Origin of the sequence: Paucibacter sp. JuS9, from assembly GCF_044043925.2 — a bacterium.
Lineage (GTDB): Bacteria > Pseudomonadota > Gammaproteobacteria > Burkholderiales > Burkholderiaceae_C > JAUASW01.
This window is the reverse complement of the sequence record NZ_CP194172.1, coordinates 2270896-2296166: the sequence shown is the minus strand read 5'-3', so window position 1 is coordinate 2296166 and position 25271 is coordinate 2270896. Positions and strand designations below refer to the sequence as shown.

Below are 25271 nucleotides of genomic sequence, written 5' to 3'. Positions count from 1 at the left end.
AATTGGCCGGCATCCTACACCGGGGAGTGGAATGAGGAGCTGCGCACCGACGGCCCTGGGCTGGGCCTGTCCGCTCGTCGGATGGCTGTTCGGCCTGGGGCTCTTGCAGCAATGCCCGCGCCTTCCTGGCGAGGGGGAGTTCGCCGCGCTTGTGCTGTTGATCATCGTGCTGGCCTGGCTTTGGAGGCGATGGTCATGGCTGGCCTTGCCCCTGGCGCTCCTGATGGCGATGGGCTGGGGCAGCTGGCGTGCGGAGCAGCGCCTGAGCGAGGAACTGCCCGTGGCCTGGGAGGGGCGTGATGTCTGGCTGCAGGGCGTGGTCTCTTCCTTGCCGCAGGCGCTGCAAAGCCAGTCGGGCGCAGCCGCCTGGCGCTTCCGCTTCACGGTGGAGCAGGCGCTGGATGAGCGAGGCCGACCGCTGCCGGCCATCCCGCGCGAGCTGCTCTTGAGCCAGTACGCGCAGGGCGATCAGGCGCTGAGCTACTGGCGCGCCGGGCAACGCTGGCAGCTCGTGGTGCGCCTGCGCCGGCCGCATGCGCTGTCCAACCCCTACGCGTTTGACTACGAACTCTGGCTGCTCGAGCAGGGCATCCGGGCCACCGGCGTGCTGCGACCCGTGGCGCCGAAGCGCCTCCAAGATTCACCCTGGCCGCAGATCGATGGGCTGCGCCAGGACCTGCGCGAGGCGATCCAGCGGCGGATTGCCGAGCCCGGCCACGCCGCCTTGCTCGCCGCCTTGAGCCTGGGCGACCAGGCGGCCATCGTGGTGCCGGGCAAAAGAGTACTTCCCAGCTAAGTTCTTGATTTGTCTGGAAAGCGCTTCAAACGGGGGAGGCGGCCGGGTAATTAAGTGCTTCCGGGCCTTTTGGCGAGGCGTTGCACGACGGGCAAAAGAGTACTTCCCGAGAATCTTGGTGTGCCTCACCGACTACGGACCAGCCGACCCGGCGTCAACTTCCTTGACGCACACAGGTCGCTTTGTTACACATAAATATGAAAAACACGACAAAACACTGGTCTAAGCCATAGTTTTTACGACAAACCAGGTTGCCGCGCGCTTCTAAGCCATGAGATTTCCGACAAACGAAGTGCGGCAGGCGGGATGGCTAAGGCCGGGACTGGTGACAGGCAATGAGGGTGTCCCGAAAGAATCAGCCGCCTGGCTACGGGCACTGCAGGCAAAAGAGGGTGTCTTGCTGGCAATGGCACACGGTTCTGATGCCAGGGCTGGAACAAAAATCGCCACCTTGGGAGGTGGCGATTTGTTGGTCGCCATCGGCGGATGGCGGCAGAGAGCGTTAGCTCATTGGCTGTACGAGCGCAGCCACGTCAGTGAAGGTCATCGGCGTGTCGTTGAACAGGAAGTTCTCGATGCGATTGGCGTTGCCGACCAAGAAGTGGTTCGTCACGGTCACGCCTTCCGTTCCATCGAAGTCAATCACCAGGTCGTTGTTGCGCTTCCAGTAGTGGACCAGGTTCATATCCACGTCGTCAAAACGCAGCAGGTCGGCTGCTCCGCTTGCATCATTGATGGTGTCGAAACCTTCTCCGTGAACGAAGCGATAGATGTCATCGCCGCCGGCACCTTGTAGCAAGTCATTGCCGGTGCCGCCCCACAGAGTGTCGGCCAGCGCGCTACCGTTCAGTGTGTCATTGCCGGCCAGGCCCCGGAGGATGTTTGAGTAGCCGCCCAGACCATTGAGGGTGTCCGCACTGGCTGTGCCGGAGACGGTAAGCGCGCGGTCGGTGAGTTCAGCTGCTGTCCACACAGTGCCCTCGGCGAACTCAAAGCGTTCAATCTGATAGCGCGTACCGCTGTACCAGCCTGCAATGGTGACTTTGTCGCTGCCGTTGCTCAGCGTCAGAATCAAGTCTGTGCCACTTACGCCACCGCGAGAGACCGACACATCGGTTGGAGTGATACCTGTGCCGAAGCGCAAGACGTCAACTTGGCCGGTTGGCTGGCTGTAGGTCGCTTCGTTTTCGTAGATAGTGTCAGAGCCGTCGCCCAAGTTAAAAATGTAGGCGTCACCCATGACTGTGCCGTTCAGCTTGTCGTTGCCCATTCCGCCTTCATAGCTGTTGCCCACGGAGCCGGCGATAAAGCTGAAGTTACTGGCGGTGCCACTGTCATTGGAGCTGCCTGCCATGGCGCCTCCCAGGATGTCATCACCTGCGCCGCCGCGCAGGATGTCGGCACCGGCGCCGCCATCTAGCGTGTCATTACCGTCGCCACCGTCTAGCGTGTCGTCACCCGCTACACCGTTCAGTGTGTCGTTTCCTGCACCGCCCAGTAGGATGTCCCCAAGGTTGCCGCCGTTGAGAGTGTCGTTGCCGCCGCCTCCGTCAAGGGTGTTGACGTACCCACTCAAGCCATTGAGTGTGTCGGCACCCGAGGTGCCTGACACCACTAGAGCGCGAGCGGTAAGGTCTGCCGCTGTCCAGACGGTTCCGTCGGAGAACTCGAAGCGTTCAATTTGGTAGCGCGACCCGTTGTACCAACCAGGGATAGTGACTTTATCGGTGCCATTGGTGAGCGTCAGTATGAGGTCACCGCCAGTGCCGCCACGCGTGACGCTCACCTCGGAGGGATTGATACCCGCACCGAAGCGCAGCACATCGACTTGGCCGCTTGGTTGGCTGTACGTAGCTTCATTCTCGTAGATGGTGTCGAAGCCATCCCCCAAGTTGAAGAGGTAGCCGTCGCCCATGACCGTGCCGTTCAGCTTGTCGTTGCCGGTTCCACCTTCATAGCTGTTGCCCGCGGAGCCGGCGACAAAGCTGAAGTTGCTGGCGGTTCCGCTGTCATTGGAGCTGCCTGCCATGGCGCCCCCCAGGGTGTCATCACCGGCGCCTCCGCGCAGGATGTCGGCACCGGCGCCGCCATCTAGCGTGTCATTACCGTCGCCACCGTCTAGCGTATCGTCGCCTGCCAAGCCGTTCAGGGTATCGTTGCCCGCGCCGCCTAAGAGGGTGTCGCCCAGGTTGCCCCCGGTGATGTTGTCGTTGCCGTCACCGCCGTCGATGGTGTTGACGAACCCATTGAGGCCGGTGAGCATGTCCGCACCGGCAGTGCCCGACGTTACCAAGCCTCGATTGGTTAGGTCTGCATCCGTCCACACCGTCCCATCTGCGAACTCAACACGCTCTGTTCGATACAGCGAGTTGGAGTACCAATACTTGAGCGTTACTTGGTCGGCACCGTTGGCTAGTTTGAGCAAGAGGTCGCCACCATTGATGCGAGTGACCGAAACATCAGCTGGATTGATGCCTGCGCCGAAGCGCAGAACATCGACCTGACCGGTCGGAGCGCCGTTCGCATAGGGCTCGAGGATGGTGTCTGCGCCATCCCCCAAATTGAACAGATATAGGTCTGCCAGTGCAGTGCCGTTCAAGGTGTCACTGCCTTGACCGCCCTGATAGCTGTTGCCCAGCGTGCCTCCGATGTAGTAGCTGCTGGTGTTGAGGCCGCTGTCGCCCGAAGTACCCGTCGGAGTGCCGCCCAGAGTGTCATTGCCTGCACCGCCGCGTAGGGTGTCGGCGCCTTTTCCGCCGTCCAGCACATCGTCACCATCACCGCCGTCCAGCACGTCATCACCGTCAACGCCATTCAGCGTATCGTTGCCCACGCCGCCCAGCAGGGTGTCGCCCAGGGTTCCGCCGGTGAGGATGTCGTTACCATCCCCGCCGTCGAGGGTGTTGCTGTAGCCGTTGAGCCCTGTGAGATTGTCGGCCCCGGCTGTACCTCCAACGAGCAGCCCGCGGCTCGTAAGGTCCGTATCGGTCCACACGGTGCCATCCGCAAATTCAAAGCGCTCAACACGGTAGCCAGCAGTCGAGTACCAGTTTGGCAGGGCAATGCTGTCCGTTCCGTTAGCGAGCTTCAGGGTAAGCGTGGCCCCAGCTCTAGCCACTGTGATGTCGGACGGCGATATTCCTTCGCCGAAGCGCAGCACATCGACTTGGCCGGCAGGTTGGTTGTAACCGGCGGGTACAGCGTGTTCGTTCAAGGTGTCGTTGCCGTCCCCAAGCTTGAACAAGTACAGGTCTGACATTGCCGTACCGTTCAGCACATCGTCGCCGGTGCCGCCTTGGTATGTATTTCCGACCGCGTCGGAGGTCACGGTAAATCCGCCACCAATGGCGCCACTGTCCTCCGAGGCGCTACCCCACGCTCCGCCGAGCGTGTCGTTGCCGGCGCCACCCCGAAGAATGTCGTTGCCCTTGCCTCCGTCTAGGTTGTCGTTACCGTCGCCACCGTCAAGGATGTCGCTGCCCTCAACACCCTTGAGCACATCATCACCTCCGCCGCCAAAGAGCGTGTCTCCCAACGAGCCTCCGCTGATGGTGTCATTCCCGTCACCACCGTCGATGGCGTTGATGTACCCGGTTAGGCCGGTTAGCGTGTCATTTCCGTTGGTACCGGACACCATCACACCTCGGTTGGTGAGGTCCGTTTCAGTCCACACTGTGCCGTTGGCGAACTCGACACGCTCTACGCGATAGCCTGACCCTGAGTACCAGTTGGCGATACTGATGCTGTCGCTGCCGTTTGCAAGTGTCAGGACAAGGGTGCCTCCGTTCCTTGTCACCGTGACGTCGGTGGGAGCGATGCCAGGTCCAAACCGGAGGACGTCAACTTGACCCGCAGGCTGGGTGTATCCAGCTGGAAGTGCACGTTCGTACAACGTGTCGTTGCCATCGCCGAGATTGAACAAATACAAGTCGGACATCGCTGTGCCATTGAGGACGTCGTTGCCGTGTCCTCCTTCGTAGGTATTGCCGACGGCGTCAGGCGATACAACAGTGCCATTGCCGATGACACCGCTGTCTACGGTGGCGCCACCCCAGTTCCCGCCCAGGGTATCGTTACCGTCGCCACCGCGCAGGATGTCGCTACCCGTGCCGCCGTCGAGGCTGTCATCGCCTGCGCCACCGTCCAGTACATCGTTGCCGCCATTGCCGTTCAACGTGTCGTTGCCTGCGCCACCGAGGAGGACATCGGCATCGCCGCTGCCTGTCACGGTGTCACCGCCATCCAACGCGAACACAAAGCCCTTTGAGGTCAAGGTAATCGTGTCTGCACCGCTGGTGCCCAGGAGAAGCGGTAGCCCATCAACGCCGCCCTGTAGGACCTTGTCGTACTCGAATGGCGACCCGGCGAAGCTGTCCTTGAATGCAGCGAACCCTGCGCTAGCGTCGAGACCGAACAGCTTGGCGCTCTTGCCGAACTCGTAGAGGAGCTGGACGGCTGAGCTCGGCGAGTCCCCCAGCAATGCCTGCATCGCCGCAATTGACTGGGAGAAATCCGGGGACATAGCCTGGACGGAGTCATCCCAATCGAATGAAACCTTGTCCCACACTGACGCTAACTGCGCCTGGGCGAGGTAAGTCGTGTACAGCGTATCCAGCAGCTTTTGATAGGAGCTTGCCAAGATGGTGGCTGCATTGTTGTTGGGGTTGGCGCCATTCAGGCCAACGTACCCTTGACCATAAAACTTCTCCAGCACCACAAGCTGTTTTGCGTCAATGAACGAGCCTCGTGAATCGGTCACGGTGGCGTCCGCTCCGGACCATTTCTGCAGCACTGTTTCGAACTGCGAACGAAGACTTAGGTAGTCGGTGGAGGTTGAGAGGGCTGTGACCTGCGCGAGCAACGCGGAGTCCCGGGCCATTGCTTGATGCAGACTCCGCACTGAGCCTCCACCAGCGAGGTCTGGCAACGCTTGAATGTCGTCGGACTCGGAAACCCAATCAGTGGCGATGGAATCGGCGGTATCTCGCCACAGCAAATAGCTACCTGACACCCCTGTGGTGCCGTCGGTTCGAACGAAGGTGCCCTCAAAAGCCTGAATGTTTCCGGCGGCATCCGTACGATTGCTTGGTGTCCCGGTCGTACCGAGCGAACGGATTTGGGCCTCATCCATCGTCAGTAGCTCGTCCTCTGCAGCCACACCGTCGCTGTTGGCGTCTCGCCAGACACGTAGTTCGCCCCATGCGGCGTCACTGGCATCGACGCGACCATCGCCATTCGAGTCGAGGGCAGCCAAGGCTTGGAAACCGTTTTGCGCGAGCGTACCGCCAGCCAATTGCGTTTGGTCGCCGAAAAGTTCACGGCCGGAGTCGATATGGCCGTTGTGATTCAAATCTCGGACCAGCAAACCGTCTTCTGGCCCCGCCCATGCGGTGCTTTCCGCAAATCCGGACGCATCGTGGTCAAAGTAGGTCGAGCCGGACTCGGGTAGCGTGTTAATAATTCCGTCGCCATTTAAGTCGAGAATAAGTGGGTCTCGTCGCTCCTGAGTTGCTTCTGCTTGGAGGAAGCTATCGGAAACAAACTGAGACGGCGGCGTCATAATCATCCGCACAAGCTCGTCTAAATTCTGATTCGCTTTTTTCGGTGGATGGGCTGCCAGGGCGTCGTCTGCTTGGACCAAACCCATAATGAGCTTCGTCTCCAGTTGTATTCGCTCCATCGAAACGCTTTTGTGGCGACCCTTTCCAACCTCTGCCAGCATTTCATCGTAAGAATAGTCTTTTGCCAAACCAGCGACCGCTCTGCTCGCAACGTCTGGATAGTTCCAGACGGCAGAGAATAGTCCAACCCTTTGCGATTGAGTGAGCGAAACATCTGGATTGCGCGCCAAAGCCCTGTCAATGAAAGCCTCAAAAGTTTTTGACATGTCGTCAAAATATGCGGCATGCTTTGTTGAATCGCTAAATAGCGGCTCAACGCGAACCCATTGGCCATCAATCTTTACCTCTGAAACTTTGAATGTGGGCGCGCCAGTCGATGACTTCTCCTTCACAAGCTTCAGCTTGTCCGTCAATGCAACCCCCAGTGCGGACGGATTAAATTCGGACAATCTCCCATATTTCGGGTAGTTATAGGCAGCCGGTAGCTCCGCCATCGCGGCCGAAAGTTGGGTGATTACGGCTTGCTGTGCTGCAGTTAACTGGATATCGTTAGCAGCGAGTTTGTTGACATGACTAGTTTGAGTGCTCGCCCCAGGGAGGGCGCCTTTCGCGTCCCTAACATACAGGTAGCCAATGCCTGCAGTAAGGAATCCGTGAACGTCCAGGTATAGGAAATCGGTGAAGCTCTCCTCGTTAATCAGCATCTGCTCTTTTTGCTGCGTATATGTCATTGACATGTAGTGATTCGCCTATTCTCAAAAATGGGTTGTAATGATTGGTTCGATATGCTTGGTATCAATGAAAATTGAGCGCGAAGCACACTTCAGTGTGGATGTCTGGGCTTTTTTTGCGGACCCCGATATGGTTAGGTCCGCCTTTCCGTTTGGGCTGCTGTCAGATTCTTGCCAATGCAATTGATAGAGCACTTTGTTGTTCTCAAATTCAAAGAGATAGAACATCTCGTGTGCGCCACTTGCGAATAAATGGCCCGTGGAAATTTCGAGGAATTTCGAGGGATGCTGCGGTTGTTTCGGGACCGCCAATTCGGGTGGGCTGTGAAGGTGTCCGAAACGATATTGCATCTCACCGGAGGTCTTGGTCAGCTGGCTGGAGCTGCAAATTGAAAGAACTTTCTTGCCAATTGAGCAATTGAAAACTGTTGTTTCTTGTGGTGTGCACCAGGTTGAATTTGATTGTTGAGCGAAACATTGGGAAGTCACGCCGAATGCAAAAGTTAACAGGGCTGTTCTGAGAAAGCGCATAGGTAGGGGTATTTGAGTTTGAAATGTGTTTGGCTGAATAATTTGCACCGAAGATTTACTAGGGCTATAGCGAAGGTCGTTTAAACTTGAGTCAGAGACGGTGGCCAATATTGACTAGTGGTAGTGCCTGTAGACTTGGAAATGCTTGTCAAATCCACTAACGACCGTTACGCGGAGTGCGATGAGCAATAATTCGCCGACGTCGACACCGGTCGACATGACTGCAGAGTTCTTCCACGTGTGCGAGGGGGTCTACCGTTCGGGCGACCGAAAGCCGGCGGGCACCTATGGCGCGCTTGTTCAAGGGGCACCTGCGGACGAGGTTGCCGCCGATGAGCTGGGGGAGCATCTCCGGGAACGAATTCGGGCCGAGCACTATCCCGACAAACCCCGTCGTCTTGCCTCTACCTTCGTTTGGGAAACCCTTGAGGACGCGGTGTGGTTCCGTGACCAGTTCAGACAGAAGAGCGCGGTCTACAAAGTGCGGTTCCTTGACAGCACCGTGCAGGCGCACAAGGTATGCCACACCGCGTTTCGAATGTCTGCCTCTAGGATGGACCCTCCGGCAGAGTTCATGGCCCATGAGTTCTGGGCCCGGCCGCCGGTGTATGCGTCTCTCAGCGAAGTCTTTGCGGAGAGCGGAATTGAAATCTTGGCGCTTTGCGTCTCGGCTCCGCCTTGATGAGCTGCACACCAGCTAGGTGCGGTTATACCGACGGCGGATAATTCCGTATAACTGTTGGCGGCCGAGGTGCCGCGGCACCTCCGGCGCCGGCAGCGACGACCTTGTCCCACATGCCTGCGCGCTGCAGCTTCGACAGCAGCACCGACGCCGACTGCACAAGCGGCCGGTCCCCAGGACACTTCGACCAGGCGTAGGGTGTTCCCAGTTTCAGCCGAATGGTTTCGATGACATCCCGTAGCGCGTGACTACGTGAGCGGCCTGGGTGCTTGCTGTCCGGCGATGCGAGGATGGCCTGCAGCAAGGGTTCAACACGCGCCCACTCGGCATCGGTGAGCGGCTGAACCGTCCCGACGACGGTCAGCGCGGAATCAGAGGACGGCGCTGCCGCCTTGCCATGCGCCGGCCGTCGGTGGACGGCCTCGTTGAACACGAAGTGTCGCGGAGCATGCTCTGCGAACTCAAAGGGCTCCTCGGTGGGCCACAGCTCGAGTAGTTGAAGGCGCGTGGCCAGCAGTTTTCCCCCAACCAGCTTGCCTCGGATGGACGCACTGACGATTGCATTGGGCATGCGCATGTCAAAGCGCCCCTTAAGCGCAGAGGCGTACACGCTTCCCCAGGCTGCGGAAGCCGATGGATACGCCTGCAGCCACCGCATGCGCGTGATTGAAGGGTCCCGGGCCATCTTTAGGTCATGCCGTCGGTGCGGTGTGGGTGCGACTTCATACTGGCCATCCTCATCCGTCGCGTTCATCAGGAAGGATGGGCCCCAAGGCCTGAGAAGCGCTCGCCTGAATGGACGGTTTGCGCCGATGGTCGCGAGAACCAGGAGCTGGGAAGGAAGGACAACAGTGCCAGCGGTCGTCTCGAACTCGTAGACGCTCTGGCAGGTGGCATTGAGTCCGGCCAAGGCCAGGCCCGACAAGTACTCGGCGAAATTGCCAACATGGAACTGATGCAGCGGCAGTTCGACCTTCCTCCGGACAGTGCCGTCGATGCCAAGGTCTGCCGTCAGTCGCTCAATGTCGGTCCACGTGCTCGGGCTATCGAGCCATTGCGCTTCCACGTGCAGCCTGTTGCGGCTGTCCCGACCAATTCCGGAAATCCAATCCATGTGCTTCGTACGTCCTTCCAGACGTGAAGCGCATGGGGTTTAGTCATTCGGCTGTGGTCGCACGATTTGCAGCGATGTCAGCCCCCGGGATGTGGCTATACCCGGGCATCGCCTGTCCACGGAGTCTCCATGTACGAATCAATCACCCAGCACCCGCTTTCCAAGCTTGCGCGAGCGTTGTGCGGTCTCATTCTTGTCGGCATGGGAGCCTACTTTGTCTTTGGAGAGGACCAAGCGCCTGCAAAGCAGTCCCCGAAGACCTTGGAAGAGTTTGCCGCGCAGAAGAACATGGGGACGCTGTCCTATTCCGCAGACGAAGCAGGGAAACCGGTTCTGGTAAACACGTTCACAGTCGCCCGTGGAACCTATGAAGCCATGGACCACGCAAAGAACTTTCTCTCTGGCTTGCAGGAGGCTCATCTTCACGTCGTCGATGGGAAGGTGGTGCGCTTCGTGGCGCAGACCCCACTAGTTGACCGGCTAGGACATGAGACATCTGCACCGGTATTGCAATTCGAATTTGACCTTCAAGAGATGCAAACCGCGAACTACAAGAATCTTGGTGCCCTCAGCATGGCGCGCCAAGTCAAAGACGTGGAGGTTTTGCACCCGGCAATCACCGAAGACATAGTTCAGTTTTGCAATGAGATTCCCCAGCAGGTTAAGGTGTCCTTTTGCTTCCTGTCGGCGTTCAGCTTGGTGCAAAAACACTGGGTACCTCAAGAGGGCTAGGTCGTAGGGACTAGCGAGGCCTGTACTTGGGTCGATAGCTCGCAGCAGACAGCCGCAGGTGACGAACCGCCTCCGTAACGCGAGGGAAGTCTTGTGAGCTGTGGCGATACAGCTGCCAGCATCCCGCCTCGGCCAAGGCATCGCAGACCCGCACGCGCTCTCCCTTTCTAACGTAAGCGCGGATGACCGCGCGCACCGCTGTAGAGAACTGCTTATCCAATTGTTCGCGTGGCCGTCCTGAAGGTCCGACAGGCGCGTGGTCCAGAACCGGCTTCTCCGAAAGGGGCTGCAACGCCAGGGCAGTCTGGAACACCAGATGCTTCAAGGGAACAAACGGAATGCCGGTACGCGGCCGAACCATCAGTGCGGGCCATTTCAGTTCAGCGTCCTTGGCGTTGAACCCAAAGCGGCGCATCCGACCTCCCGTCCTCTCTAGGAGCCAGGCAGCCAGCCGGCTGGCATTCAGTTGCCGGTCAGGGGATAACAAGCCGCGCTCAATCAATTCATCGCGATACCACTGCGGCTCTCGTACGAGGGGCTGCCGCTGTGGCCGGAGAAGCAGTTCGACTGAGCGCCTTGCCAACTCCACCTCGAAAGCATCCGGGCGCGTCTCCGATGTTCGTCGGCCACCAAGCTCATGGGGCAGTGCCGATTCCCAGGTTCGATTGCCAGTCTGTACTTCCGTCACCCTGAGCGCATTGCCGTGCTTAAGGCACATCAGGACACCTGGCAGGTTGTGTGCCCGGTGCCAGTAGCTTTCTCCCCAGGCTGCGCGCTCCTCTCGAGCGCATCGGGTGCAATACCTTCGAAACCGCACTTGGTCTGAGGCGCTCTGCGTCACCGCGCCCATGCCAATAGCCGCTGTTCCCGTAGACACGGCCGCAGCCATAGCCGACTCGAAGACCTCTGGTGCGTGGAAGGCAGTAGCGTACGGAAACACCGTGTGCTCCCAAAGCAGGTCGATGGGCTGCATTCCGAGAACCGTAGCCAGGTCAACCAGGTGGCCTGCGGTGAAGAAGCCCGGGGCCCACTTGCGGCCATTCGTCAGGACACGAGCCACCGTCCGAATGGGCAAGCCCGCTCGGCGTGCGGTTCGAATCCAGACGCTGCCCAACAACTCGTCTGGCAAAGGTCGTTGCAGCAGGTATCGCATGGGAGTCAGCCGGGAAAGCCGTTGCCCAGGTCGACGAGGTTCAGCCGTGAGGCCGTACTTGCATCGAGCAGCGTTTCGCGCAAGTCCGAGTCTCGCGCCAGGTCGACGGACACCGCAACGGGCTCGGGACTCGGCTTCGCGGGCTTCTGTCGCCGTCTCGGCACCGATGCATCGACCGGCTCAGGCGCAGCCGCAGGAGGCCGCTTGGCCCGCACCCCTTTGGGCAGTTCGAACTGAGCGGGTGTTTCGAGGAGCTCAGCAATCGGGTCCGGCTGGTACAGGTCGCTGACGGCATCGAGCAGAACGCGGTTCTTCTCGCGCAACGCCGTGATGCCGAAGTCGGTCGTCACGAACTCCTTGGCAAACACTCGCTCGACCAGTTCGGGCGTCAGCGTTTCGACCTTGCTCGCAATGGCCGCTTCTTGCGCGGACTCGAACAGCTTGACCATGATGTCCGGAATGCCCTGCGTCAGTTTGAAGAACAGCGCCACCCAGACGTCGGTCAGCGCCACAGGGCGCTGAATCCACTGGTAGTGCCACAGCGCCTTCAGCATCAGCTCGAACTCATTGGGAGCCGCGACGTTGCCGCTCGACTCCAGCGGTGTCCAGATTGCCGAGCCGCGACCAGCCATCCGCCGGGCGCGAGTGAACCGAGAGCCCATCAGTGCCTGCATCTCCAGCGTTCCCGAGAGCAGCATCGGCATGTGGCTCGTGTTCGAGGCGGTGATGAGCAACTTGGTGAGCGGCGTTTCGGTCTTCGGGGCATTGGCTGACGCGTCCTTGCGCTCGCGCCGCTTCGGGCCGTTGCCCACCGATTTTTGGTTTTGGGACTCATCGACAAACACCATGCCCACGCCATGCTCGTAGGCGAGAGCCAACGCTTTGGCCAGCCGCTGCTGGGCGTTCAAGCCCTTGCGTTCCATGTACAGCTCGGTGTATCCCGCATCGGGCAAGAGCCGGTCCAGTTCTGCAAACAGTTCCGAGGCCAGGGTGTGAATGCTCTCACCGTCGTAGGACATCTCGATGAACAAGCACGGCAGCTGCCACTTGCCAATTGCCTCGTGATAGATGGCCGGCGGAAACAGTCCCGCGATTTGGCGCAGCCCATATGTCTTGCCGCAGCCCGACGCGCCGATGAGCGCCATCGAATGCTGCGCAGCCAGCGTGGTTTGTCGGGCAGAGAGGAACGACCCCGACTGCTGTTGTTCATAGAGTGCTTGCAGCGTGGCCTTGTCTTCACGTGAATACGGCTTGCGAGGGCCGTACCCGGTTCGCATCATCTTCAGAACGGCACGCGCCAATCGCACCAACCTCGGGAGAGGAATGACGAGCAGTTGCAGCGTGTCCAGCAGCTGAATTCGCACCGGCGCCGGCAGCAGCCGTTCGTCGGGATTAAAACGAGGAAGGTACTTCAGCGCTGCAGCGAGGGCGGCGTCGTCCGGAAGGTCGGGAAGTGCTTCGATGTACGGATTGCCCGCGTACTTCGCGATGGCTTCAGCTCTGTAGTTGGCAATGACGTGGGGGAATGCGTAGTCGTTCATAGGGTGTCCAGCATGTTGTCTAGGTCGCCCATCAGCGACGGGTCGGTATCGGAATAGGTGGGCGCCGGTGGAGTAGGGCGCGCGGCAGTGGTCGGTTCGGCGGCCGGCATTGGTGGCACCGAAGAAGAGGTTCCGGCGGGCGCGGCGGCGTGGCGCACCGCGTCACTGGCTGCACCAGGTGGGCCGTACTGCAGGTCCGGGGCTTGTAGGTCATTGACGACGCGACGGCGTTCTTGGGCTTCGAGTTCCCGAACTTCATCGCCACCGGAGCGGCGCATGCCAGGCGTCATGCCCTTCGCAGCTTCCTTAGTTGCCGCGGCTGTGACCGACGAAGCTGTGCGCATGTCCTGGCGCAGCGCCACGGCATGAGCCTCATTTGTCCTGGCCGCTGCACGGTCCTTCGTACCGCGCTTGTCCACCACATACTTGACCTCGGCGAAGGAGTAGCCCGCATAGGCCTCGCTGGTTGTGGTCAGCACCAGGTCGTGCCGCTTGCTGTCGTCGAAGGGGTCTTGGACGGTGATGTTGTCGACAAGGCAAGGGTTGTATGACACCTTGACCTTGAAAGAGCCACGCAAGCTGGCGCGCACGTGCCACTCGCCCAGGCTGCGGTCATTCGCCTTGTAAAGCAGCCCGCCATACTCGACGCCATCGACATGCACGGTGGCCTCGCCTTCAGGCAAGAGCTTGCGACGCAGCAAGTCGATAGGCATGCGCGCCACGCTGCCGATGCGATTGGCCACCTCGCGGTTCCAAATCGCTATGGGGCTCACGGACTCGTCGGCGAGGATTTCTTCCGGGGACTGCTGGTAGCCCAGCTTCTGCGTACGGTTGTGCTTGATGATGATGCGCAGCATGTCGGCCGCAACTTCATCAAGGGTGTGACAGGCGTCTTTGTGGAACTTCTTGGCCCGGCGTTTGAAGGCGTTCTTCGGAGGCTCATATCCCAGCGCGTTGTCGCGAAGCGGAGTGCTGACGCAGATGAAGCCTGATTCGACCAAGGGCTTGCGTTTGGATTGCAGTGCCGGCGCGTTGGTCACTTGGACAGACACCCCATCACAAAGCACGTCGCTGGCGTAAGCAATCATGTCGCCCCGGTCCCCGAAGAAGCGGTTCGGCATGACGCCGCGAGCCGGCCAGTCGCGAGGGTTGTAGGTCACGCCCAGGCGCTTGCACAGACCCTCCCAGTCTCCGGCGATGCTGAGAATGGCTTGTCGTGCTTCAGTCCACGAAGGGGGCTCCAGGCTCAGATAGAAGCCAACGATGAGACGGCTCCCGCGGTCGATGATGAGATAGAAGGTGGGCTTGCCGATGATGGACGCACGGTTGGCACGCGCCACGACCCACATATCCAAGATGGTTGCGTCGATTTCAAATACATCGCCGGGGCCAAGGCAATCGTCGAGCACCGAGCCAGTCGACGGCGCGTGATTGTTCTCGTACAGGGCCGCGTCATTGCGGGAGACGAAAGCCTTCGACAGCGGCAGCGCCCGACGCAGCAGGTATCGCACTTGGTCGAATGTCGGGCGCTGTCCAGGTTCCTTCAGAACGGCGGCGCCGTTCTCGTCGCGCAAGGGATGGCCGTCTTCATCTCGAAGGGAGAACAACTCGTCGAGGACAGTGATTGTCGTGCCGTGAACAGAGCGGCTTTGGTCTTCGAGATAGTGCTTCTTGGCCACTTCGAGAATGACCGCGCGCAGTTCCGCAGACAGAGCGAGCTTTCCGTGTTGTCCGTCTTTGGGTGTGCGGCCTCGTGCTCGGTGCTTTGCAGGAGCGAAGACTACGCTGACCAGTCCGTTACGGCTCTTCTCCTCGCACACGAGCGCGCCGGCAGTGCTGCCGTCGATGCGGCCGCACTTCCAGTACTCGCCCAAGAGTCCATCTATGGTTTGGCCGCGGAGCCACCACCGGCGTAGGTCTTGCAGAAGCCACTTTTCCGTTACATGCACCTTGAGGGAATGAGCTCGGAGCAGCTGGCGCCGTTTCTCTGGCTCCCACAAGTCTGGATGAGGCTTACCGTCCTGAAAATGAACCAGGTCTTTGAGCCTCCGGTAGCGGCGGTCACGCGTCGCAACGTCGTCTGGCCTAGGGCTGACCGGCCGGTCCTGCGCGCAGGGGTCTGGTACCAACCGTAGAACGTCGGGCAAGTCGGCGCAGGATGTCAAGTCATCAAGTGGCCAGGGCTCCGGGAGCGGATGCGGCGCATCGAGCTGAATGACGTACGCCGTTTTGCGGGCATCGTCGACATGAAGCAGGCGGTAGCGAATGCCTAGCGCCTCAAAGACGTCGTTGATGAGCAACGTTGCACTCATGCTGCTTTCCGGAGCGAGGGTGTCGGTGCTACCTCGCCTCGACGGGGGATGGGTTGGCGCTCCAGCCACTGGACGTTCAGGTCCATATCGACGCGATGCTGCCAAAGCAGCAGCTTGAAGATGCGCAGGCCTGTGCCGCGGTCAACCTTGTGCGCAGCGTCGTACTGGCCGCAGAAGTGGCTGATGGTCGGGCGAGTGCGGCAGGTAAACAGGTCGTCCTGGAATTGGTCGAGATGCCCCGTAAAAAGACCAGGTACGACTTCTTGCTCGCCGTCCTTCGGCAGTGCCATGCGAATCCAGTCGATATTGCGGACGACATAGGGCGACACGCTGTTCTCGGTAAACAGGTAGTGCGGGATGCCTTGCTGAGCGCAATACGCCTTGTGCAAGCTCAGCTTGGCCAGTACGCGCTCGTCTTGCAGGCGCCTCTGCGGCTTGACGTCCCAGGCCGCGAACGTCAGCACGCCGTCGGCGTCTGTCGTCGTCACGAGAGCGTCCATCGTCATGACGACCGGGACGTTGGTGCGGGGATATCGGGGATGCCGAATCCCCAGCTTCGCCGCGGCGCCAAGGGTGACGCCACGGTCCAGCGGCCGTTGCTCGTTGAAGTCCACGAAGTTGGTTTGAAACTCCGTCACCAAGAACAGTGCCCGTTCGAGGTACGAGAACGTGTGAATCGTCCGGTTCAGCTTGTGGCTCGGCACGCGTGTCTGCGTTCCCCGAGATGAAAACTCCTGGACGTTGAGCCAGGGGCTGTAGGTCTGGCCGCTACCTTGGCCGCGGCCGGCCTTCACTCGCGCATCAATCAGTTCTTCTGTCCACTTCTTTGGCCCTGCCATGTTTGCTCTCCATTTGCTTGTGTCCTTACGCCGGACGTCCCGCGATTTGCGAGGCCGACTCGGAGTGAAGGGACGTTTTTCCTATGTGATTCCAATCTGAATACAAAGCTGCCAATTGGCAGCCTTAAGAACGCTTTTGGACGCCGAAAATGCATATCTATGCCAAGGAAGAAGGCCGAAGTAGAACCGCCGAAAACCGAACCCAGAAAGCCCTTGGACTACTGGGACAAACAGGCGCGGTTGATACTAAAAACTGAAATGCTTGGGGCTGAACTGAAGCCCAAGGATGTGGCTGCGCGCCTTAAAAACACTGGCCTGGGCTCTACCACCGCCAAGGCGCTCACCCAGCGCATCGCGCGGGGCTCCTTCAACTTTGGATTCGCCCTGCGAGTCTTGCGCGCCGCCGGCGTCAACCACCTCGACCTGGAACACCTGCCTGACCTCACTGTGGAGCCTGCGCCCGGCAAGCCTCGGCCAAGTGCCGGGTCCAAGGGTCGGACTAAGTAGACCGGCCGCATCTAAGTGACGCCCAGGTAGAGCCGGAAATTGCCCAGCAAAACGGTGTGCAGCCGGTCTTGAGCGGCTCGGTCCATCAGACCTCGACAGGGATGGGTCCAAACCAGGTTCTGGGTAGCAATGTCGGCAGGCCACTGCGAGCCTTCGTCGTCCACGGCAATCCAAGCGCTGGGCTTCAGCCAAGCGACGTGCTTCTGAACGATTTGAGCTTTTGAGCAGCGCCAATAGTCCTCGGCCGTCAGCACCTGCCGCGGGCCATCGCCAACCTTGGTAGTCAGGTCTTCGAATGCGAAGCCCATGACTCTGTCCGACAAGCTAGGGCCCAGACGCTCCAGCACCCAAGGCAGCCCGTGCAATCGCGGTAGCGTGGAGGTCAGCACAATGTGGGCATCCGGGAACGGCGTCAGCGCCTCTTCCAGAACTTGGACGGCCTCGAATTCATGGCGCCCGTCGTGCAGGGGTGTGCGGCCGACGACGAACGTGTAGGCGCTCTTGCTGGGATGCAGTACTCCTGAAATTCCTAGATAGACCACTTGCATGAATGCTCCTGGGTCAGGTTTTGGCAAAGCTCTGCCCGCTGCGCGGTATGCGCAGGTCGGTCAGGCGATATAAGGCTCAGCGCGCCGAGGCACGCGCAGAGGCAAGGGAAGGGCGGTGTTAGCCGCTGTCGGGTGCGGTGGTCAGGCCATCACCTCCGCACGCGTCGCACGACGCTGACGACAACGCCAAGAAGTTCCAGCGATGTCGCCGGACGGATGGGTTCGTAGGCGGGATTCGCGGCCTGGAGAAAGTACTGTCCGTTCTCGTCCAGGGCCAACGTCTTGACGGTCAGCTCGTTGTCCACGACGGCGAGCACAATGTCGCCGGGTTTGGTTGGCGAGTTGTGCTCGACAACGACCATGTCACCTTCGACGATGTTGGCGTCCTTCATGGAGTCGCCTCGAACGCGGTGCAGCGTGGTGCGGTCAGGAGCGTCGATGAGGTAGTCGTCCAAGGTGAGGGCGTCGACGTCCTCCTGCGTGATTGGCTGGGGCACGCCTGCGCGCACGGAGCCCATAACCGAGCGGGCGAAGAATCGAGCTCCGGGTGCAATTCGCCCATCCACGCGCTGCAGATAGCCAGCTTCGGTCAGGCGCCCGACCATGCCGAAGACGCTGGCGCTGGAGGACAGCCCAACCACGCTGCAGAGCTTGGCCATCGAGGGGAATGCCTTGTGGCGCTTCCAGTACCGCTGGAGAGCCTGGATGTGAGCTTGGTCGTTCATCGTCGTCGCACCGAATGATTGTTCGTTCGCGACTACTGTACAAACGTACAGCATTTTGTGCAAGCCCTGGTCTCAGAAAAACTTCAATGACAACAATAGCTTAGCTAACATGAACTGGCTGATGAGCCGGTTAGGGTACTTGCCCAAGCTGGGGGATTGGAGCGGGGCTGGCCAGCGTTTCCGGCGAGGCGGGCTGAAACATGTTGGGCATTAGCTCGATACTGCCTAAATCATGACCAGAGCCTGCTACAAAGGAGGGTTCTCTGGTTGCTTGGGGTATCGCGCACCTTGCGCTTCTGCTTGCAACAGCTTTCTTTTTGCTGCATTTGCCATTATGACAACAATAAATACCGCTTCTACACCTGTAGTTGATATCGGTCTACAGGTTCCCATGCTCAAGTCAAAACGCAGCAAACTGACTCTTGCCCAGCTCGAGTCTTTTCTTTTAAAAGCCGCAGACATCCTTCGTAAGACCGGGATGGATGCCTCCGAATACAAGGAATACCTTTTCGGCATGCTCTTCCTCAAGCGGTTGAGCGACCAGTTTGAAGAGGACCTTGAAACGTTACAGCGCAAGGCCCTTGCGGAGGGCAAGTCTGAGAAGCAGGTCCAGGCGCTGATGCGCAACAAAAAGGGCTTCTCCTTCTGGGTGCCTGAGCGCGCCCGCTGGGAGCTGGCCGACCCTGTCACTCTCGACAACGGCCAGCAGTTCCGCGGCCTGATGCACGTGAAGAAGCTTGTAGGCGACATGGTCAACAAGTCGCTGGCTGCTATCGAAGAGGAGAACGTTGAGGCGTTGTCCGGCGTGCTCAAGCCAATCAATTTCATGGCGACCAAGGGCGACAAGAAGCGCCGAGTGGATGACGACGTCATCGTCGAACTCATCGAGCACTTCTCGACGGTCCACTTGGCTAATGGCTGGTTTGAATTCCCAGACCTGCTGGGGGCTGGCTACGAATACCTCATCAAGTACTTTGCCGACACCGCTGGTAAGAAGGGCGGTGAGTTCTACACGCCTGCGCCCGTCGTCCGCCTGCTTGTGCAGCTCATGGAGCCGCTCGAGCTAATGTCTGTAGCGGACCCAACATGTGGCTCGGGCGGCATGTTGGTGCAGGCTGGCGCGTACGTTGAAGAGTCCGGTGGTGACCCGAGCACCTTGCAGCTCTGTGGCCAGGAGGTCAACCCGACCACCTGGGCTATCTGCAAGATGAACATGATTCTTCACGGCTACAAGGCCGCGGACATTCGCAACGACGACACCCTGAAGTCCCCACGCCATCTTGCCGAGAACGGTGAGCTGATGTTGATGGACCGTCAGATTGCGAACCCCCCGTTCTCGTTGAACTATTCCGCGAAGGAGATGCAGTTCAAAGAGCGCTTCCACACCTTCATGCCCGAAACTGGCAAGAAGGCGGACCTGATGTTCGTGCAGCACATCCTGGCTACGCTGGCCGCCGAAGGCAAGGCAGCGGTAGTGATGCCGCACGGCGTGCTGTTCCGTGGCTCCAAGGAGAAGGAGGCGCGCAAGCGCATCGTTCTTGCCGGGCAGTTGGAAGCTGTCATCGGCCTGCCACCGGGTCTTTTCTATGGGACGGGCATCCCGGCCTGCGTCTTGGTCCTGAATAAGAAGGGTGCCATTAAGCGAGACCATGTTCTGTTCATCAATGCTGACCGCGAGTATGCGGAAGGCAAGAATCAGAGCACCTTGCGGCCAGAGGACATCGAGAAGATTTCCTACGTCTATCACGAGATGCTGCAGGTGGATGCGTACTCACGCCTGGTTCCGGTGAAGGAGCTGGAAGCCGAGGACTTCAATTTGAACATCCGGCGTTATGTCGACAACTCCCCGCCACCAGAGCCGCAAGACGTGCGCGCTCATCTACACGGTGGAGTGCCGAGTGCGGAAGTCGAAGCGCTGAGCCAGTGGTGGCAGAACTACGCCGGACTGCGGAATGTCCTGTTTGTTGGGCGACCTTCTGACACAGCTTACGTTGACTTCGTCGACGAGCTAAAGGCGGACAAGGCAATAGCCAAGCGCTTGGTCGAAGAGCACAAGGCTGTTCAAGACAAGCATGCAGAGTTCCATGGTCGCTTGGCCAAATGGTGGGGAAAGAACGTTGCGGACTTGCGCGCACTTCCGAAGGCGGGCAGCTTCTTCCCGTTGAAGAAGAAGTTCTCGCAGAGCCTGGAGGACTTGCTGTTGGCAATGGCTGTGCTGGACAAGTTCCAGATTCGCGGAGCCTTTGCTGAATTTGCCAGCGTGCTCGCGGCGGACTTCAAGTCGGTGGCTGCATCCGGATGGAACGCGGAGCTTATCCCTGCCGATGAAATCCTGCAGTCGCAGTTCCCTGAGGTTTTGGCAGAGGTAGCGGCTGCGCAATCTCGCATTGCGGAGCTGCAGGCCATGTTCGATGCGGTCAAGCCGGAGGAGGGCGAGGAAGAGGAGGACATTGACCTCTCCACCTATGACTTTGCCGACGACCAACCGGTGCTGCCGAAAGCTGTGGTTGACGCCCTGAAGGTTCGCAAAAAAGAAGTTGCAGCAGAGCTGAAAGCCTTAAAGAAGAAGGGCGACCCCGAATACCAAGCAGAACTTACCGCGGAAGCTGAGCAGCTCGATGAGCTGCTGGCGCGGCATGTTGCGATGGAAGACGAACTCAAGACGGCCAAGCAGACCATCAAGAACGTAGAGAAGCGTCGTGACGACTTGGTTGACGCGGCGCGCGCAAAGATTTCGGACGACGAGGCCGAACAGCTCATCCTTAACCGATGGATGCGAACACTGGCATCCGCGTACGAAAGCCGATTGCAGGCGTACCGTGACTCGCTCATTCAGCGCATCGAGACCTTGTGGTCAAAGTACGCAGTGACACTCGACCACCTGGCCGAACAGCGTCGCGAAAAGGCTGAGCTTGTTGTTAAGTTGATGCGGGAGTTCGGCTATGAGTGAGGTAGCACTGCGTTCACTTGTTCGTCGAACTGTCGGAGGCGGTACGCCATCTCGGGCTGTTCCGGAGTTCTGGAAGGCCGAGATTCCATGGGCGTCTGTTAAGGACATCTCTACTTCAGGTCGGAATCTACGATGCACTGAAGAATTCATCTCAGCGGCTGGGCTCCAGGCATCCACGGCTAACCTCGTAGAACCGGGGACGCCAATTGTTGCGATGCGAATGGCGGTCGGGTCAGTTGCTACGTTCTCTAACGAAGTCGCTATCAACCAGGACCTCAGAGCGCTCTTACCATCTGAAGGCATTGATGGGACGTATCTGTACTACCTCGTCGAGAATTCTTCAGAACGGCTGTCTCGTCTCGGTGTTGGCTCAACCGTCAAAGGCATCCGACTCGAGCACCTGCTCGCTTTGTCGGTGCCGACTCCGCCTGACCAAAACGAGCAGCGAAGCATCGCTGAATTGCTGACAGCTGTAGATGAGCAGATTGCTTATGTCGAGCTCGCCGTAGCAAAGCGCACTTCCGTAGTCGAGGGGGTAGTCTTTGATGCATTTGGGCGCCTTGCTGATGCACCTCGCGTGCCGCTCGCTAATTTGGCAGAGGTAGGCAGTGGGGTCACGCTGGGTCGCAAATTCACGGGGCCAGGAACAGTGGACTATCCGTACTTGCGCGTGGCAAATGTTCAAGACGGATATTTAAATCTCGACGAGGTGAAGACCATTCGACTGCCGGAGTCTGTCGCAGCACGAGCAATGTTGCAGCGGGGTGACGTCCTTATGAACGAGGGTGGTGACTTCGACAAGCTGGGGCGTGGTGCCGTGTGGCAAGGAGAGGTGCCAAACTGTCTTCACCAGAACCATGTATTTCGTGTCCGGTGCAATCAGGAGCTGCTATTGCCTGAATTTCTTGCCCTTTGGGCTGCCTCCGAATTCGGAAAGAAGTTCTTCATGCTCGCGTCAAAGCAATCCACGAACTTGGCCTCAATCAACTCGACACAGCTCAAAAAATTCCCGGTACTACGTCCAGAGATTGAAGTGCAGCGGAAAGTATTGCGCTTAGTAGGTACGGTCACCGCTGAGCTTAAACAGGACCAGCGGGAGTTGGCTAAGCTTCGAAAGCTTAAGGTCGGGCTGGCTCAAGCGCTGCTCAGCTAGACGAGGGGCTGGAGTCTGGAGGCCCGAGAGGGCAATTCGCCTAAAGCTACCTATACAAGGCTTAAGCCGAAAAGAGCTATTAGCCACCATGATTCAGGGATAAGTACATGTCAGAACGCACCCTCGTAGAACTACCTTTCCTCTCCCAGCTGGAGGCACTTGGTTGGACAGTCATCGACCAGGGCGAGGCCCTTCCAACTGACCCAGCAAAGAGCCTGAGGTCTGATTTCCGCGAGGTCGCGCTAAAGGCTGTGTTCTTCAGCAGCGTTCGAGCGCTCAACAGGGACGCATCGGGTGCGACTTGGCTGGCCGACGAAGACCTCGAGGCCCTTTTCGAGCACGTCACTAGCCAGAAGGGCTCGCTAGTGGAGGCCAATCGCGCCGTCCACGAGATGCTGCTCAAAGGTATCCCCGTTGAGCGCAAGACTTCCACGGGCATCGAAACGGTGCCTGTGCGACTGATTGCCTTCGACGACGCGTTTGCCAACAGCTTCCACGCAATCAACCAGTTCCGAGTCGATACGCCGGGGCAGGTGAAGTCGCACATCCGTCCCGACTTGGTTCTCCTTGTGAATGGCCTGCCACTGGTGGTAGTCGAAGCCAAAGAGGCGAATGCCTTCACCAGCATTCCGATGCAGGAGGCGAAGAAGCAGCTCATGCGGTACTGCGAGCGCCGGCCCGACGACACCAAAGGCGGAAAGCTCGAAGGGGAGGCGCGGCTGTTCCATGCAAACCTCTTCTTGATTGCCACAACCGGCAACGAAGCGTCGTACGGTTCCATCACAACTGACCCCGATGACTTCCAGCGTTGGAAGTCCATCATGCCTACAAAATACGCGACGTTCACTTCACCGTTGGGTGGTCAGGCGCGGCAGCAAGAGACGCTTATCCAGGGCATGTTGCCTCGCGATACGCTGGTCGACCTTCTGCAGAACTTCGTACTGTTCACGACCAAAGGCGATGCGTTGGTGAAGGTCGTGCCGCGGTACCAGCAGTACCGTGCCATCTTGAAGGCGCTGGACCGCATCCGGAGCAACACCGGTGCCGCGCGGGGCGGAGTCATTTGGCATACGCAGGGCTCGGGTAAGTCCTTGACCATGGTCTTCTTCGTGCGCAAGCTGCGCACTAGCAAGGACCTGTTCGACCTCAAGGTCATCATGGTCAACGACCGCACTGACCTTGAAGACCAGTTGGGCGACACGGTCCAGCTTACGGGTGAGAAAGTCACGCGCATTGAAAGCTCCGAAGACCTTCGAACCAAGACGGCAGGAAACGACTCCGGGCTGTACATGGTCATGGTGCACAAGTTTCGGGAACAGCAGGAGCAGTTGTCCCCAGCGCTGAAAAGCGCCATTGGCATTCCGCTGGAAGTGCCGAAGGTGAAGCCGTTTCCGCGCGTCAACAGCTCCCCGCGCATCATCATCTTCATCGACGAGGCTCATCGGACGCAGTACAGCGACCTGGGCAACAACCTCGCCAATGCTTTCGAAAACGCCATCAAGATTGCGTTCACAGGAACCCCGCTTATCACCAAGCGGCACCGGCAGACCACTGTCGAGCGCTTCGGGGGTGTCATCGACACCTACCGGTTGAAGGAAGCTCAGGATGACGAGGCAGTGTTGCCCATCATTTATATCGGGAAGACGACGAACACGGCGTTGACGCACAAGTCTGAGTTCGATGAGAAGTTTGAAGACATGTTTGCAGAGCGGACGGCCGAAGAGCTGGAAGCAATCAAGCAAAAGTACGGCGGGCGTGACGACATTCTTGAGGCCGAAGCTCGCATTGCCGACGTCGCGAAGGACATCGTCAAGCACTACGTTGAGAGCGTGCTGCCCGAAGGCTTCAAGGCCCAGGTCGTGGCTAACTCCAAACTAGCGGCCATTCGTTATCGCGATGCCATTGGCAAGGCGTTGGACGCGTATGCGATGGTGTACGCCAAACGCCCAAGCGCGGACACTGCGGTCCTCGAGCGCATTCGCTTCCTCAAGACTGTTGCCATCGTGTCCGAAGACGGCACCAATGAGCTCGGGGTAGTCCGTGAAGCTCGTAAGGACGCCAAGGAACTCGACGCCATCAACAACTTCCTGAAGCGCTTCGATTTGACGAAGCCTGAAACTGGCATCGCATTCCTCAACGTCTGCGACATGCTGTTGACCGGCTTTGATGCCCCTATAGAACAAGTCATGTACCTGGACAAGCCTCTGCGCGAGCACACTCTGCTGCAGGCTATTGCCCGAGTGAACCGCAAGGCGCCCGGCAAGAAGTTCGGCATCATCGTCGACTACATCGGGTTGACGAAGCATTTGCGGGAGGCTCTGGACATCTACGTCGGCGAGGATGTCGACGAGTTCCTTTCGTGCTTCCGCTCTGTGGAAGATGAGTTCTTGCGCTTGACGGCGACATTCGAGCGCCTGGCGTTGTTCTTCCGGCAGCACAAGATTGACCAGGTCTACGACTGGGCGGCGCAGAAGCTTCCGGCAGACGAGGACTACATCGTCTTTGAGCTGATGATGGACGTCATCGCCGACGTCAAACAGCGCGAGACCTTCGATGTGCTGCTGACGCTTTTCCTGCAGGCAATGAACACCGTGCTTCCAGACGCTCGGGCCATGCAGTACGAGCCGGCCGCCAAACGGTTTGCCTGGCTCAAGGCCCAGGCGCGCGAGAGGTTCAAGGACGCGAGCTTGGACCTGGGAAATGCTGGCGAGAAGGTTCGTCGGCTAGTCAATGAGCACCTTGTCAGCTTGGGTGTTGACCCAAAGATTCCCCCTGTAGAGTTGCTGCAGGCGAACTTCCTTAAGCGTACAGAGGCCCAACCCTCCTCAAAGGCAAAGGCATCTGAGATGGAGCATGCGCTGCGCAAGCACATCACGATGCACATGGACGAGGACCCTGCGTTCTATGGCCCTCTGTCCGAGAAGCTTGAAGAGGTGATTCGCAAGTACAAGGACAACTGGGACGAGCAGGCCAAGCAGCTGAAGCTGCTTGTTGATGCGGCTACCCCTCCGAAGACCACCGCGGACGAGGGGCTTGAGCCAAAGGCCATCGCGTTCTACGGTTTGCTTGCAATGAAGCTTGGCGAGTCCATCAAGTTGCAATCAGCTGATTCGTTGACCCTGAAGTCCCTGGTCAATGACCTGGTGCCCTTGTTCCGCGCCACTATTCAGGCCCCGGGCTTCTGGACGAATCATGTGAAGGTTGCCGAGTTGGAGGGCGAGGTTTACAACAGGCTCGTCGACACAGGCATCGACGTCGTGCTCGAACATTTGGATGAGTGGTCCAAAGCTCTTGTGCACCTGGCCAAGTCGCGCAGTCACGACTTGCTCTCCTGAA

Annotated in this window: 16 protein-coding genes; 7 read left to right on the top strand and 9 right to left on the bottom strand. The window is 59.0% G+C overall.

The features are described from left to right. Nucleotides 1-31 precede the first annotated feature (31 nt). On the top strand, nt 32-796 hold the full coding sequence (locus ABT392_RS10220; protein WP_395385818.1) for a ComEC/Rec2 family competence protein: 765 nt from the start codon (nt 32-34) through the stop codon (nt 794-796). Nucleotides 797-1298: 502 nt separating this feature from the next. Here the strand turns inward: ABT392_RS10220 and ABT392_RS10215 are convergent. Next, the gene (locus ABT392_RS10215) at nt 1299-7154 is read right to left on the bottom strand and encodes a calcium-binding protein (protein ID WP_464970970.1); all 5856 of its coding nucleotides are present in this window, start codon (nt 7152-7154) and stop codon (nt 1299-1301) included. A gap of 18 nt (nt 7155-7172) precedes the next feature. Further along, the gene (locus ABT392_RS10210; RefSeq protein WP_395385820.1) at nt 7173-7679 is read right to left on the bottom strand and encodes a hypothetical protein; all 507 of its coding nucleotides are present in this window, start codon (nt 7677-7679) and stop codon (nt 7173-7175) included. 181 nt (nt 7680-7860) lie between these two features. On the opposite strand from ABT392_RS10210, the gene ABT392_RS10205 reads away from it, so the two are divergent. Next, complete coding sequence (locus ABT392_RS10205) at nt 7861-8361, top strand: hypothetical protein (protein WP_395385821.1); 501 nt, start codon at nt 7861-7863, stop codon at nt 8359-8361. A 25-nt stretch (nt 8362-8386) separates the two neighbouring features. Here ABT392_RS10205 and ABT392_RS10200 read toward each other — a convergent pair whose 3' ends face one another. Beyond that, nucleotides 8387-9475, bottom strand: a complete 1089-nt coding sequence (locus tag ABT392_RS10200; protein ID WP_395385822.1) for a transposase — start codon at nt 9473-9475, stop codon at nt 8387-8389. A 129-nt stretch (nt 9476-9604) separates the two neighbouring features. Between ABT392_RS10200 and ABT392_RS10195 the strand changes: the two genes are divergently transcribed. Beyond that, nucleotides 9605-10207: a hypothetical protein gene (locus ABT392_RS10195; RefSeq protein ID WP_395385823.1), complete on the top strand. Its 603-nt coding sequence runs from the start codon at nt 9605-9607 to the stop codon at nt 10205-10207. A 10-nt stretch (nt 10208-10217) separates the two neighbouring features. On the opposite strand, the gene ABT392_RS10190 is transcribed toward ABT392_RS10195, so the two are convergent. Genes ABT392_RS10190 through ABT392_RS10175 form a run of 4 tightly spaced genes read right to left on the bottom strand, consistent with a single transcriptional unit; the run spans nt 10218 to nt 16052 of the window. Continuing rightward, on the bottom strand, nt 10218-11360 hold the full coding sequence (locus ABT392_RS10190) for a TniQ family protein (protein ID WP_395385824.1): 1143 nt from the start codon (nt 11358-11360) through the stop codon (nt 10218-10220). Between the two features lie 5 nt (nt 11361-11365). Next, entirely contained in the window at nt 11366-12901 is a 1536-nt protein-coding gene (locus tag ABT392_RS10185) for an ATP-binding protein (RefSeq protein ID WP_395385825.1), read from the bottom strand. Further along, entirely contained in the window at nt 12898-15213 is a 2316-nt protein-coding gene (locus ABT392_RS10180; RefSeq protein ID WP_395385826.1) for a hypothetical protein, read from the bottom strand. The genes ABT392_RS10185 and ABT392_RS10180 overlap by 4 nt, the downstream gene beginning before the upstream one ends. Further along, nucleotides 15210-16052, bottom strand: a complete 843-nt coding sequence (locus ABT392_RS10175) for a TnsA endonuclease N-terminal domain-containing protein (RefSeq protein ID WP_395385827.1) — start codon at nt 16050-16052, stop codon at nt 15210-15212. Before ABT392_RS10175 ends, ABT392_RS10180 begins: the two co-directional genes overlap by 4 nt. Nucleotides 16053-16265: 213 nt before the next feature. Between ABT392_RS10175 and ABT392_RS10170 the strand changes: the two genes are divergently transcribed. Further along, the gene (locus ABT392_RS10170) at nt 16266-16559 is read left to right on the top strand and encodes a DUF6471 domain-containing protein (RefSeq protein WP_464970969.1); all 294 of its coding nucleotides are present in this window, start codon (nt 16266-16268) and stop codon (nt 16557-16559) included. An 11-nt stretch (nt 16560-16570) separates the two neighbouring features. Here ABT392_RS10170 and ABT392_RS10165 read toward each other — a convergent pair whose 3' ends face one another. Together ABT392_RS10165 and ABT392_RS10160 are read right to left on the bottom strand one after the other, a co-directional pair. Continuing rightward, a complete protein-coding gene (locus ABT392_RS10165) occupies nt 16571-17107 on the bottom strand; it encodes an HAD domain-containing protein (RefSeq protein WP_395385829.1) in 537 nt (178 codons plus the stop codon). A 149-nt stretch (nt 17108-17256) separates the two neighbouring features. Further along, a complete protein-coding gene (locus ABT392_RS10160) occupies nt 17257-17832 on the bottom strand; it encodes a LexA family protein (RefSeq protein ID WP_395385830.1) in 576 nt (191 codons plus the stop codon). Nucleotides 17833-18223: 391 nt separating this feature from the next. On the opposite strand from ABT392_RS10160, the gene ABT392_RS10155 reads away from it, so the two are divergent. The 3 genes from ABT392_RS10155 to ABT392_RS10145 all read left to right on the top strand — a co-directional run bounded on the left by ABT392_RS10155 (nt 18224) and on the right by ABT392_RS10145 (nt 25270). Further along, entirely contained in the window at nt 18224-20782 is a 2559-nt protein-coding gene (locus ABT392_RS10155) for a type I restriction-modification system subunit M (RefSeq protein WP_464970968.1), read from the top strand. Beyond that, the gene (locus tag ABT392_RS10150) at nt 20775-21935 is read left to right on the top strand and encodes a restriction endonuclease subunit S (RefSeq protein ID WP_395385833.1); all 1161 of its coding nucleotides are present in this window, start codon (nt 20775-20777) and stop codon (nt 21933-21935) included. The genes ABT392_RS10155 and ABT392_RS10150 overlap by 8 nt, the downstream gene beginning before the upstream one ends. A 107-nt stretch (nt 21936-22042) precedes the next feature. Continuing rightward, nucleotides 22043-25270, top strand: coding sequence for a type I restriction endonuclease subunit R (locus tag ABT392_RS10145; protein WP_395385834.1), 3228 nt, complete (start codon nt 22043-22045; stop codon nt 25268-25270). The last annotated feature ends 1 nt before the right edge of the window (nt 25271 follow it).

What these genes read in the sequence shown, in the direction of transcription:
- ABT392_RS10210 (WP_395385820.1), bottom strand. Translation starts at nt 7,679, where the DNA reads ATGCGCTTTCTCAGAACAGCCCTGTTAACTTTTGCATTCGGCGTGACT.
- ABT392_RS10160 (WP_395385830.1), bottom strand. Translation starts at nt 17,832, where the DNA reads ATGAACGACCAAGCTCACATCCAGGCTCTCCAGCGGTACTGGAAGCGC.
- ABT392_RS10145 (WP_395385834.1), top strand. Translation starts at nt 22,043, where the DNA reads ATGTCAGAACGCACCCTCGTAGAACTACCTTTCCTCTCCCAGCTGGAG.
- ABT392_RS10165 (WP_395385829.1), bottom strand. Translation starts at nt 17,107, where the DNA reads ATGCAAGTGGTCTATCTAGGAATTTCAGGAGTACTGCATCCCAGCAAG.
- ABT392_RS10175 (WP_395385827.1), bottom strand. Translation starts at nt 16,052, where the DNA reads ATGGCAGGGCCAAAGAAGTGGACAGAAGAACTGATTGATGCGCGAGTG.
- ABT392_RS10190 (WP_395385824.1), bottom strand. Translation starts at nt 11,360, where the DNA reads ATGCGATACCTGCTGCAACGACCTTTGCCAGACGAGTTGTTGGGCAGC.
- ABT392_RS10180 (WP_395385826.1), bottom strand. Translation starts at nt 15,213, where the DNA reads ATGAGTGCAACGTTGCTCATCAACGACGTCTTTGAGGCGCTAGGCATT.
- ABT392_RS10200 (WP_395385822.1), bottom strand. Translation starts at nt 9,475, where the DNA reads ATGGATTGGATTTCCGGAATTGGTCGGGACAGCCGCAACAGGCTGCAC.
- ABT392_RS10185 (WP_395385825.1), bottom strand. Translation starts at nt 12,901, where the DNA reads ATGAACGACTACGCATTCCCCCACGTCATTGCCAACTACAGAGCTGAA.
- ABT392_RS10150 (WP_395385833.1), top strand. Translation starts at nt 20,775, where the DNA reads ATGAGTGAGGTAGCACTGCGTTCACTTGTTCGTCGAACTGTCGGAGGC.
- ABT392_RS10205 (WP_395385821.1), top strand. Translation starts at nt 7,861, where the DNA reads ATGAGCAATAATTCGCCGACGTCGACACCGGTCGACATGACTGCAGAG.
- ABT392_RS10195 (WP_395385823.1), top strand. Translation starts at nt 9,605, where the DNA reads ATGTACGAATCAATCACCCAGCACCCGCTTTCCAAGCTTGCGCGAGCG.
- ABT392_RS10215 (WP_464970970.1), bottom strand. Translation starts at nt 7,154, where the DNA reads ATGTCAATGACATATACGCAGCAAAAAGAGCAGATGCTGATTAACGAG.
- ABT392_RS10220 (WP_395385818.1), top strand. Translation starts at nt 32, where the DNA reads ATGAGGAGCTGCGCACCGACGGCCCTGGGCTGGGCCTGTCCGCTCGTC.
- ABT392_RS10155 (WP_464970968.1), top strand. Translation starts at nt 18,224, where the DNA reads ATGCTCAAGTCAAAACGCAGCAAACTGACTCTTGCCCAGCTCGAGTCT.